This window comes from Salibacterium halotolerans (assembly GCF_900115625.1).
GTDB classification, from domain to species: Bacteria; Bacillota; Bacilli; order Bacillales; family Marinococcaceae; genus Salibacterium; species Salibacterium halotolerans.
Genome location: NZ_FOXD01000007.1, coordinates 41,714 through 53,758, shown reverse-complemented (window position 1 = coordinate 53,758; position 12,045 = coordinate 41,714). Strand labels below are relative to the sequence as shown.

General features: G+C 49.0%; 10 protein-coding genes. 8 read left to right on the top strand and 2 right to left on the bottom strand.

The window, feature by feature from the left end; translation table 11 throughout:
- The first annotated feature begins 113 nt into the window (after positions 1–113).
- Positions 114–1,754: a glutathione ABC transporter substrate-binding protein gene (locus BM124_RS07580; RefSeq protein WP_093336505.1), complete on the top strand. Its 1,641-nt coding sequence runs from the start codon at positions 114–116 to the stop codon at positions 1,752–1,754.
- Between the two features lie 721 nt (positions 1,755–2,475).
- Complete coding sequence (locus BM124_RS07575; protein ID WP_093336650.1) at positions 2,476–3,996, top strand: BCCT family transporter; 1,521 nt, start codon at positions 2,476–2,478, stop codon at positions 3,994–3,996.
- Positions 3,997–4,426: 430 nt separating this feature from the next.
- Here the strand turns inward: BM124_RS07575 and mreBH are convergent, their stop codons facing one another.
- Both mreBH and lplA read right to left on the bottom strand, forming a co-directional pair.
- Positions 4,427–5,434: a rod-share determining protein MreBH gene (gene mreBH / locus BM124_RS07570; protein WP_093336504.1), complete on the bottom strand. Its 1,008-nt coding sequence runs from the start codon at positions 5,432–5,434 to the stop codon at positions 4,427–4,429.
- 159 nt (positions 5,435–5,593) lie between these two features.
- Complete coding sequence (gene lplA, locus BM124_RS07565) at positions 5,594–6,589, bottom strand: lipoate--protein ligase (RefSeq protein ID WP_093336502.1); 996 nt, start codon at positions 6,587–6,589, stop codon at positions 5,594–5,596.
- A gap of 224 nt (positions 6,590–6,813) precedes the next feature.
- On the opposite strand from lplA, the gene BM124_RS07560 reads away from it, so the two are divergent.
- From BM124_RS07560 to BM124_RS07535, 6 genes are read left to right on the top strand one after another with little or no spacing between them, the layout of a single operon-like run.
- The gene (locus BM124_RS07560) at positions 6,814–7,518 is read left to right on the top strand and encodes a phosphoadenylyl-sulfate reductase (protein ID WP_093336501.1); all 705 of its coding nucleotides are present in this window, start codon (positions 6,814–6,816) and stop codon (positions 7,516–7,518) included.
- Between the two features lie 30 nt (positions 7,519–7,548).
- Complete coding sequence (gene sat, locus BM124_RS07555; protein ID WP_093336499.1) at positions 7,549–8,691, top strand: sulfate adenylyltransferase; 1,143 nt, start codon at positions 7,549–7,551, stop codon at positions 8,689–8,691.
- A gap of 20 nt (positions 8,692–8,711) precedes the next feature.
- Positions 8,712–9,317, top strand: coding sequence for an adenylyl-sulfate kinase (gene cysC / locus BM124_RS07550; protein ID WP_093336498.1), 606 nt, complete (start codon positions 8,712–8,714; stop codon positions 9,315–9,317).
- Positions 9,318–9,353: 36 nt separating this feature from the next.
- Positions 9,354–10,799: a uroporphyrinogen-III C-methyltransferase gene (gene cobA, locus BM124_RS07545; protein WP_093336496.1), complete on the top strand. Its 1,446-nt coding sequence runs from the start codon at positions 9,354–9,356 to the stop codon at positions 10,797–10,799.
- Between the two features lie 19 nt (positions 10,800–10,818).
- Positions 10,819–11,589, top strand: coding sequence for a sirohydrochlorin chelatase (locus BM124_RS07540; protein WP_170841029.1), 771 nt, complete (start codon positions 10,819–10,821; stop codon positions 11,587–11,589).
- Positions 11,582–12,043, top strand: a complete 462-nt coding sequence (locus tag BM124_RS07535; protein ID WP_093336493.1) for a precorrin-2 dehydrogenase/sirohydrochlorin ferrochelatase family protein — start codon at positions 11,582–11,584, stop codon at positions 12,041–12,043. Before BM124_RS07540 ends, BM124_RS07535 begins: the two co-directional genes overlap by 8 nt.
- Positions 12,044–12,045: the final 2 nt, after the last annotated feature.

Genomic DNA, 12,045 nt, shown 5'->3' with positions numbered 1-12,045 from the left:
AAAGATATGTAGAAAAATTGACACAATTATTTTGAAAAGTTCTTGAATATTCACTATACTTAAGTTATATTAGTAATTGTTTTTAAAGGAAAAATATAAAAGGGGTTGTAGCAATGAAATTATCGCTGAATATTTTCAGAACATTCTTTCTCGCTGTTCTATTCAGTCTTGTTTTGACTGCTTGTGCCAGTGAGCCGGAACAGGGTGGGGGAGATTCAGGCAGCAGCGAGGATACAGGAAGCAGTGAAGAGGGTGGTCAATCTGCTGATGCAGGCGGTTCCACATCCCAGAACCTGGTCATTGGAACAAGTGCAGCCATCACAGGTCTGAGTCCTCAAGGATCGAACGACCAGCCGTCCAGTAATGTACAGACAAATATTTTCGAAACACTTGTAACACAGAACGAGAACATGGAAATTCAGCCGAACCTGGCTACAGAATGGGAGCAGACAAGTGATACAACTTGGGAATTTACACTTCGTGAAGATGTTACCTTTACAGACGGAACCGAATTCAATGCAGAAGCGGTGAAGGCGACGTTTGACCGTATCCGTGATGAAGAAATCGGTTCGCCGAGGGCTTTCCTTTATGAAATGGTGACCGAAGTAAACGTCATAGATGATCATACGGTGGAATTTGTAACAGAGTATCCTTTTTCCCCGCTTCCGGCTCACCTTGCCCACAACGGCGGCGGTATTATCAGCCCGAAAGTGATTGAAAAAGACTATGAAATGATGGAACAGGGCGAATCACCGGGAAGCTATATTGATTCCCACCCTGTTGGAACAGGCATGTTTAAGGTTGAGAACTGGGACGCGGGTAACCAGGTCGTCCTGACAAGAAATAAGGACTACTGGGGTGAAAAGCCTGGTGTTAAACAAGTGACATTCCGCGTGACAACCGAGGATCTGACCCGGGTAGCAGAACTTGAAACCGGGAAAGCGGATATTATCCACCCGGTAAGTCCGAGCGACACATCCAGAGTGGAAAACATGGAGAATGCCGGCATGTATACGCAGAACAGTCTGAGTATGTCCTATATCGGCTTTAATACCCAGAAGGAGCCGTTTAACAATAAGAAAGTCCGCAGGGCTTTATCCATGGCCGTTAACAAAGAAGAAATCATGCAGGGCGTTTACGGTGGTGCTGCAACAAAGGCCATCGCTCCAATAGGAGAGAACGTATTCGGCTTCAGTGATCAGGTGGAAGGACTGCCGTATGACCCGGAACAGGCGAAGCAGCTGCTCGCTGAAGCCGGCTATGAAGACGGCTTTTCAACGACCATCTGGACGAATGACAATCGTCAGCGCCGGGATATCGCTGCCATCGTTCAGCAGCAGCTGAGTCAGATCGGCGTAGATGTGAAGATTGAAGTTCTGGAGTGGGGCACGTACCTCGACAGCACGTCGAACGGGGAACATGATATGTTTATTCTCGGCTGGAGTACGGTAACAGGAGATGCCGACTACGGTATGTATCCACTCTTCCATTCCAAGAATGTCGGAGCTCCCGGAAACCGTTCTTTCTATAAAAACGAGGAAGTCGACAAGCTGTTGGATCAGGCACGCCGTGAAGGAAACCGCGAGGAACGTAAAGCATTGTATGAAGATGCAATGAACGTTCTTGTGGAGGACTCACCAATGATTTATATGCTTCATAAAGACTATCTCGTTGGTGTCAGCGACAAGGTCGAAGGATTCTGGGTGCACCCGAACGGCCTCTACCAGCTGCAGAATGTCAGCATTTCTGAATAATGGAGTTTAAAGAAGGAGAGTGGGACAAAAGAAAAATAGGCAGAAGAGAATGCGAATGTCTTGAGTAGCTGCTTAGGATTGGCGCAGCGGTTTATCTTAGAAACGAAAAATGCCGAACGATTTATTTAAATCGTTCGGCATTTTTTTATTATATAAAGGTTTTGTCCCCTACTCTTTCTTTGCTTTATGGATGCAATGGAGTGTTGGAACGTTTGAAAAAGCAATTATCAAATGGATAAGAAAAAAGGAGAAAAAATAAGAATAAAAGAGGAAATGGGAGATGAACAACGCTTTCATTTTGAATGTTTTCGTTTTCATGGTTGACATTGCTTTTTGAGGTTTTATGCAAAATGATCAATAATGAATATAGCATTCCATAAGAAAGCGGTGAAGTACCATGAAAAACATTCTAAAAACAATCGGAAACATTATCCTTGATGCAAGCGAACTGCAGAAAGAAGCTGAGAAGCGCTTTCCACACACAAACGTGCAGTAATATAGAGACCGGGGCTTTCCGCAAAGGGAAGCCCCTTTTTTTGGTTTTTCAGCTTTAACGAGCCGTACATGGCAACATTTTTTGTGGAATGATGAGTCCTTTACATTTACATTTGGTACAGAACCGTGATATATTCCTGTCTTGTGTGCAAACACTAAACAGCAAAGCCCTGTACGTTCTCAAAACGGAGAAAAGGACGTATCAGGAAAAAAGGAGAGAAAAGTTATTTCGGAGTCACAGCAGAACAAGTCAAGCACGGATTGGACGGTTCTGGGCATCAGCGGTGGTCTATTACTGTTATTTGTCCTGGTATCATTTATTCATCTTGAAAGTATTACTACGTTTGTGAACACCACGTTTGGGTGGTCAGTCACTTATTTCGGCGCCTTTTGGCAGGTGTTAATGCTTGCCACCTTTGCCGTTGCCATATGGCTTGCCGTTTCCAGATACAGCCGTATTAAGCTTGGGAACATGGAAAAACCGGAGATCTCCACATTTAAATGGATCTCCATAATTATGGCAACTCTGCTTGCAGGAGGAGGCGTGTTCTGGGCAGCGGCGGAACCGATGTATCATTACATGGATGCCCCGCCTTTGTTTAAGCAGCAGGGTCTCGGTGGTCAGGCAGCACCGGCACTTGCTCAAAGCTTCATGCATTGGGGTTTCCTTGCGTGGGCCATCCTTGGCACATTAAGCGCTGTTGTTTTGATATACGGTCATTATCACAAAGGAATGCCGTTAAAACCGAGAACGCTGCTTTATCCTATTTTCGGTGAGAAAATCAACCACAGTTTTTTTGGAAAACTGATCGATGCGTTTTCGATTATTTCTGTGGCAGCCGGTACCATCGGGCCGATCGGTTTTCTGGGACTGCAGGCAAGCTACGGCCTGGAAGCGGTCTTTGGTATACCGGATGTTTTCGGCACCCAGCTGGCTATTATTGCAGGTGTCGTTATCATTTCGACCATTTCTGCCGTAACAGGTTTATATAAAGGAATTCAATGGCTGAGTAATTTCAATGTGCGCCTTGCGCTCATTCTCGTGGCTGTCCTTCTCGTTATAGGTCCCACCAGCTTTATTGTGAACCAATACCTTGTTTCGATGGGCACGTACGCCAGTGAATTTTTGAACATGGGGCTGTACCGGGGCAATAATGACTGGTTAGGCTCTTGGACCGTTTTTTTCTGGGGATGGTTTATTGGATACGGGCCGATGATGGCCATGCTCGTCACTCGGATTTCACGCGGACGCACGATACAGGAATTGATGATTGCCGTTGGTGTGATCGCGCCCCTTGTAACAACGTTCTGGTTCACCGTCGTCGGAGGATCGGGTGTCTTTTTTGAACAGCAGAATTCCGGTTCCGTATCGAACGCTCTTATGGATACCGGTATGCATGCGGCAATGATTGCCATCACCGAGCAGTTTCCACTGTCTATGATTATTACCCCGCTGTTTCTCCTGCTGACGATTCTGTTTGTTGTCACCACGACAGATTCGATGGCGTTCACGATAGCGATGGGTGTGACAGGTAATGAAAATCCGGACAGCCGCATCCGGGTGTTCTGGGCGGTATTGATGGGATGTATCGCAGCGATTCTTCTTTATATTGGAGAGGGCAGCGTCAGTGCCCTGCAGAATTTCATCGTCGTGACCGCGGTGCCTGTTTCCATCCTGCTGCTCCCGATGGTATGGCTTGCGCCTCGTGTAGCGCGAAAGCTCGCCAAAGAACAGAAAATCATGTGAAGTATTCATCTTCAGACGAAGTAAAAAACGCTCCCGATTATCGAAAACGATAGCCCGGAGCGTTTTTGGTACGTTACTTTATCGGCGGGTCATGTCTTCCCGGCCGTCGATGTCCATTATCATCGGAAAAAAAGGATATAGTGTCCACGGAGCATTCCTCCACGGACACTAAGGCATGGAAATGGAGAAATAGTGGCTGCTGATTTATATCAATGACGACTAATCATCTGTGCATATGTGCCAGTGTCCGTGGAGAAGCTTTCCGTGGACACTAATAACGAATATTCCCCATTTAGTGTACACTAATCCGGCACCACCAGAAACAGAGTACATCCAAAAACTGAAGTTAAAAAGCCCGGACGGTAACTGCTGTTTTCAGTTACCGTCCGGGCTTTTTATTTTATAACCTGAACCGGTGCTTCAGCGGAGTTTATACGGAAGCTTCCTGGAGTTTGTCGATGACTTTCAGGGATTTACCGGTTCCTGCGGCGACGGCTTCCAGCGGGTTCGGAGCGACGTGGACGGGAACAATGATACGTTCACTGAGCCACTCCTGAAGACCGGTTAACAGGGCGCCGCCGCCGGTGAGAACGATGCCTTGGTCGACAATATCGCCGCTTAGTTCAGGAGGACAGGTTTCGAGTGTCTCCCGGATCGTCTCCAGAATGTGATCCAGCGATTCAGCGATAGCATGGTGAATTTCGTGGGAGTGAAGAATCACCGGTTTCGGCAGGCCGGAAACAAGATCGCGCCCCCGGATTTCCATCGACTGTTCTTCATGATCCGGAATCGCATTGCCGATGTTGATTTTGATGTCTTCAGCTGTCCGTTCGCCGATCAACAGGTTGTAGGTTTTCCGGACGTACTGGATGATATCTTCATCGAGATTATCCCCACCCCTTCGTATCGATTGGGACGAGACGACACCGCCGTAAGAAATAATACCGACTTCGGAAGTGCCGCCTCCGATATCGACAATCACGTTTGCAATCGGCTCGTCCACCGGAAGGTCAGCCCCGATCGCAGCGGCGACCGGCTCTTCAATCAAATGAACGGATTTCGCCCCGCAGCTCATCACGGCATCGCGGATAGCGCGGCGTTCCACCGAGGTCGAGCCGCACGGGGTGCAGACAATGACTTTCGGTTTGCGAACCGTTAATCCGCCTTCTTTACTGATCTGCTTCATTATATGTTTAAGCATGGTCGATGTCACATCATAATCAGCGATAACGCCGACTTTCAACGGCCGCATGGCCACAATCTGCCCCGGTGTTTTTCCGACCATATTCTTGGCATCACTTCCGACGGCAAGTACTTCATTTGTATTTGAATTCAGCGCTACGACAGAAGGCTCGTTCAATACAATTCCTTTATCCTTTGTATATACCAAAATATTGGCGGTGCCCAGATCAATTCCAATTTCTGCGTTTGTCAGCATGTGTTTCACCCTTCTTGCACTTATTTGACTCTTTTCCCTATTGTAGAAGTCCCGAAGGCAATCGGTAAGGGTCGAATAGATTAGAATACACAGCAGAAATCGACAGAATTCAGCACCTGGGTCGGATGAAAGACATACATTTGCCCTACATACTACCGATTAATAAAGAAGAGAAAAGAATTCTTCGTCCTCTATCGGGCCGAAATAGTCCTGCAGGCGGTACGGGGCAAGATTTTCTCTTAAGGCATCCATCTCATACCTGGTACCTTCAAGTGCCTGCTCGATATCGGCAACTTCCGCGGTCCCGAAGAAATCCCCGTAAATTTTGCAGGACTGGATGACTCCCTTTCTCACGTTGAAGCGGATATCGATTAAACCGGCATCGAATTTGTGGGAACGGTGGATATCAAACGAGGGGGATTTTCCGTAATTCCAGTCCCAGTTACTGTATCGTTTCTCGGAAATACGGTGCACTTCGGCCCAGTCTTCATCGGTCAACGTATAGAAGGGAATCTCCGGGCTGTCTTCGAAAATGTGACGGAGGAGCAGGTTTTTGAATTCCTCCACGGACAACGGTTCGTCAAGGTAATCGTTGATATTGCCGACTCTGCTTTTGATCGATTTAATTCCTTTTGATCTGATTTTCTCGTCTTTTACATTCAACGCCGAGACGATATTTTCGGTTCTTGAATCGAGCATTAATGTGCCGTGGCTGTACATCCGTCCTCTTGAGGAGAACTGGGCGTTGCCTGATATTTTTTTTCCGTCCGCCTGCAGGTCATTCCGTCCGGACATTTCCGCCGGAATTCCCATGTTGTTCAATGCATCAACAACGGGCTGCGTGAACTTTTTGAAATTGTGGAAGCTGTTGCCGTCGTCTTTGGTCAGAAAACTGAAGTTCAGGTTGCCGAGATCATGATAGACCGCTCCGCCTCCGGAGAGCCGGCGTACGACGTGAACGCCGTGCTCTTCCACATAATCGACATTGATTTCTTCAATGGTGTTCTGGTTCTTTCCTATGATAATGGATGGCTTGTTCACATAAAAAAGAAGGTATGTGTCTTCTTTATCAAGATCCATGTGGTACAGAGCGAATTCTTCCAGAGCCAGATTGATCCGTGGATCAGTGATTCCTTCATTATCAATAACACGCATCGATTGTTCCCTCCATCGTTTAAGTTTCTGCTGTTATTATTACACACCGCTGAAAACTCCGCCAATGTTGCGCACCTGATAAAGATTCAGGCAGATGCATTGACTTTTTTCTGAATTCTATCTAAAATAACGATAAACAACTAAACATATAATCTCGATAGGCATACTATGAATTAAAATCAATCCCAATGTGAACCTCACATTTGTGGATAGGGGGTTATTAAATGATTACCTATGAAACACTGGAACCTGCCGAAATAAACGAAGTAAATGAAATGCTGGAAGGAAAAAGCGCGCGTGATGTGATACGATGGAGTTATGACAATTATGGTGACGACCTCGTGTATGCCTGCAGTTTCGGCGCGGAAGGCATCGTTTTGATTGACTTGATCAGCAAAGTCAAACCTGATGCGACGATAGCCTTTTTGGATACCGACTTTCACTTTAAGGAAACTTACGAATTGATAGACCGGGTAAAAGAGCGCTACCCATCATTAAATATCAAGATGCTGCGGCCGAAATGGACACCAGAGGAGCAGGCGGAGCAGGTTGGGGAGCGCCTTTGGGAAACCAACCCGGACCGTTGCTGTGCGATACGAAAACTGGAGCCGCTTGAAAACGAGCTCAGCAACTACCATGCCTGGATGTCGGGTCTGCGCAGAGAACAGTCTCCTTCGAGAAAAAACACCCAGTTTGTCAATCAGGATAACCGTTTCAATTCCGTTAAAATCTGTCCGCTGATTCACTGGACATGGGATGACGTGTGGATGTATATTAAAGCATTCGATCTTCCTTACAATGAACTGCATGATCAGAACTACCCAAGCATCGGCTGTATCCAGTGCACGTCCCAGGTGCTCGAGGGAGACGATCTGCGGAGCGGACGCTGGAGCGGCCAGGGCAAATCGGAATGCGGACTTCATAAATAAATTACCAGACAGGAAAGGATTGTTGCAGTGATGACAGCAAGTATCCCAAACGGAGGTATACTCATTAACAGAAAGGATTTCAGCCGGGACACAAGCGGTATTGAAGCCGGCATTGAGCTGGACGATATCGCCTTATCCGACCTTGAATTAATCGCAAACGGAGCGTTCAGTCCGCTGACTGGATTTTTGAACAAGCGGGAGTACGGCTCTGTCGTGGAAACGATGCGTCTTTCGGACGGTGCCGTGTGGAGCATTCCAATCACGCTTCCGGTCGACAGCGCAAAAGCGGAGGAACTCCAGTCCGTTAAGGAAGCGCGGCTTGTGTACCAGGGAACAACGTACGGTGTGATTGACGTGGAAGAAATTTTCACCCCGGATAAAGAAAATGAGGCGGAGAAAGTATACCGCACGACCGATTCCGATCACGCCGGTGTTCATAACCTCTATTCCCGCCCGGATCATTACGTAGCGGGTGATATTACACTTGTGAAAGAAATCCCGCATGAGCGGTTCGGCGCCTATTACATCGAGCCGGCCCAGACCCGGAAGACATTCGAGGAAAAAGGGTGGGAAACTGTCGTCGGATTCCAGACGCGCAATCCCGTTCACCGCGCCCACGAATATATTCAGAAGACGGCGCTCGAAACCGTTGACGGCCTCTTTTTGAATCCGCTGGTCGGCGCAACAAAACCGGGGGATATTCCGGCGGATGTCCGCATGGAAAGTTATGAAGTGCTTCTCCGTGATTATTATCCCGGCGAGCGCACGTTTTTAGCTGTATTTCCGGCTGCGATGCGCTACGCAGGGCCGAGGGAAGCCATTTTTCATGCGATGGTCCGCAAAAATTACGGCTGCACGCACTTTATTGTCGGACGTGACCACGCGGGTGTCGGCGATTACTACGGCACGTATGATGCCCAGCACATTTTCCGCGAATTTACAGCTGAAGAGCTCGGAATCAAACCGCTCTTTTTTGAACACAGCTTTTACTGCACGAAATGTGAAAATATGGCGTCCGGCAAAACATGCCCCCACGGTAAAGAAAACCACGTCATTCTTTCCGGAACGAAAGTGCGCGAAATGCTGAAAAACGGGGAAATGCCGCCGCGCGAATTCAGCCGTCCGGAAGTAGTGGAAGTGTTGATTAAAGGGATGAAGGAAACAACATCCTGATCAGGGGAGAGGAGCAAAAAATGACATCTACCAATTCGAATCATATTGTGTGGCACGATGCTTCGGTCAGCCGCGCCGAACGAAACCGTAAAAACGGACACGAAAGCTTTGTACTCTGGTTCACAGGGCTCTCAGGATCCGGTAAATCCACGCTTGCCAATGCGGTATCCCGGAAATTGTTTGAAGACAACAAACAGACGTATGTACTCGACGGGGATAACGTCCGGCACGGCTTGAATAAAGACCTGGGGTTTTCTCCGGATGCGCGTCAGGAAAATATCCGCCGCATCGGAGAAGTGTCGAAACTGTTTGTCGACAGCGGCCAGATTGTAAGCACGGCGTTTATTTCTCCTTACCGTGAAGATAGAGAGCAGGTGCGGAGCCTGCTTGATGCGGATGAATTTATCGAGATACATGTAGACTGCAGCCTGTCGACATGCGAAGACCGGGACCCGAAAGGTCTTTACGCCAAGGCAAGAAGCGGTGAAATCTCTTCGTTCACCGGCATCAGCGCACCTTATGAAGAACCGGATGAGCCTGAAATTCTGGTGAACACGGAGGATCAGTCGATTGAAGAAGCTGTCCATCATATCGTCGGTATTCTTCAGCAGAAAGGCCTTATTTAACGGCGGAGAAATGGGTGTGACGGGGAGGATAAAATAATGAATACGGGGAAAGTATTCCTCATTGGTGCAGGACCGGGTGATCCCGGTCTTATTACGGTAAAAGGCAGAGAAAATCTGGAAAAGGCAGACGTTGTCCTTTATGACCGTCTCGTCCATCCACTTCTTCTGCAATACGTCCAGCAGGGGGCAGAGCTTATTTACTGCGGAAAACTTCCGGAGCGCCATCACCTCCGCCAAGAAACGATCCAGCAGATTCTCGTGGATAAAGCCGCAGAGGGATTTACCGTCGCACGCTTGAAAGGCGGAGATCCCGGGATGTTCGGCCGGGTCGGCGAAGAAGCGGAAGCGCTTGCCGAAGCGGGCATTTCCTACGAAATGGTTCCCGGCATAACGGCAGGAATGGCTGCTCCGATGTATGCTGGTATCCCGGTGACACACCGTGATTTTTCCGGGAATTTTGCGGCGGTGACAGGACACACCAAAACAGAAGACGGACAGCCGGGCATAGATTGGAAATCTCTTGCTGCCGGCATCGATACGACGGCTTTTTACATGGGCATGAAAAACCTCGGCACGATTGCCGGCAGACTAATCGAAAACGGAAAAGACCCCGACACACCGGCTGCTGTCATCGAGTGGGCAGCCACCTCCAGACAGCGGGTCGCGGTGGCACCGCTTGAACGTATTCAGGAAGAAGCAAAACGCCGGCAGATGAAAAACCCTGCCATGACCATTGTAGGAGAAACGGCCGCGCTGCACCGGAAATTAAAATGGCTCGAAAAGAAACCCCTTTTCGGCCGGTTTGTCTGGGTCGTGAAAACATCCGCCGCAGCAGGCAGTACGGCTCCGGCCCTGCGTTCAAACGGCGCGGAAGTACTGGAATCACCAGGCTGGATTGTCGATACACAGGAAACGAAGCAGCTCGGGTCCCTTTATTCGTTTGACCATCTGCATATAGCGGCCGAAGAAAGTGTCGATGTATTGTTTGACGAGATGAAGCAGAACAGAATGGATCTGCGCGCTCTTCCCGGACGCATATCGACGGCCTCCCGCCGGACGCTTGAGAAACTGGAATCATACGGTCTGTTTGCGGGCTTTACGAAGGAAAATCCGGGTCCGCATAGTCTGTGGATCGGTCCGGAACATGCCTGCAGAGAAGCGGAAGCTTTCTCGCAAAAATGGGTAAGCCACCGGCTGACTCCGGCGAAAGGTGTACAGGCATCGACAGCGGCACTTCTTCAAAATGACTGGATTAATACCGTCGTTGTGCCGTCCTCACAAGCCGTTCACGTCTTATGGAAGGAATTGGACAGAAACGGCCTTTCTCCTGTAGAATGGTTGATTAATAGAACCGTTACCGCTCATGGTCCTGAAATAGAAAAATCGCTGCGAAACAGGGGAGTGAAACCAACCGTCACACTGCCGTCCCCGGACACCGAAACACTGATAAACGCACTGTCTAACAATTCTGTCCCGGAATAGTGAAAGGATGTGTCACCTCATGCGTGCTGTACTTTATGTCGGCCATGGTACCAGAGTACCGGAAGGAAGCAGGCAGATGGAAGCCTTTGTGGAAGAAACGAAGAAGTCTGTACCATGCACGGTGCAGGAAACGTGCTTTCTGGAATTGTCCGAGCCGGATATTGCGGAGGGTGCCAGGCGGTGTGTGGAACAGGGAGCGGATACCATTACGGTCGTTCCGGTACTTCTCTTTGCCGCTGGTCATATAAAGGAAGACATCCCGGCGGAACTGCAGAAAGTGCAGAACACCTACCCCCATCTAACAATTCAATACGGAGCTCCTTTCGGCCTGCACCCGAAAATGCTCGATGTGTTGATGGTGCGGCTGAAAGCACAGGGGTGGACGACCGGCGAAGATGCTGACATTCTTCTCGTCGGACGCGGTTCAAGTGATAAAAACGCGCTGCAGGACTTTTACCGGATTGCAGGCGAACTCGAGGAGCGGACAGGAAAGCAGAATGTGAAAACTGCGTTTCTTGCGGCAGCTTCTCCTTCCTTTGATGAAGGACTTGCGGCCATGTCTCAAAGCCGTGCCCGGCGTGTTTACGCCGTTCCCTACCTGATGTTCACCGGGCTGTTGATGCAGGAAATGCAGGAAAAAATCGACAAAATGAATGAAACGGGGCCGCCGGAGATGAAGCTCTGTGACTATCTGGGTTATGATGAAGAACTGCAGGAAGTGTTAAAGCAGCGGACGCTGGAAACAATGGAACAGCCGGCGTGGACGGAATGGAGCGGGGAACATGTTTAATTTCCCGCTTTTTCTGGATCTGACCGGCAAGCCTGTCGTCGTAATCGGAGGAGGGACCATCGCGTCCCGGAAAATAAACAAGCTGCTGGAAGCCGGGGCCAATATTGTTGTCGTCGCCCCCTGGATCAGCGACTCCGTGCGGCTTCTGTACGAAAAAGGAGAGGTCCACTGGGTGAAAGATGAATGCCGGGCGGACTATTTGGCTTCGGCTTTTCTTATCGTTTCCGCCTCAGGGAATCCCGAGGCGCGGCGGATTATTAAAGAATCGGTTCATCCACACCAGCTGCTGAATGCAGCAGATGATCCCGAAACCGGCAATGCAGCATTTCCAGCTACTCTTGAAGAAAGCGGCTATCACATTGCCGTTTCCACCGAGGGACAGTCGCCTGCAGCAGCCAAAAACCTGAAGCAGAAACTGCGGGACCGGCTTCGTGAAATGATCGAAAAAAAATAAGG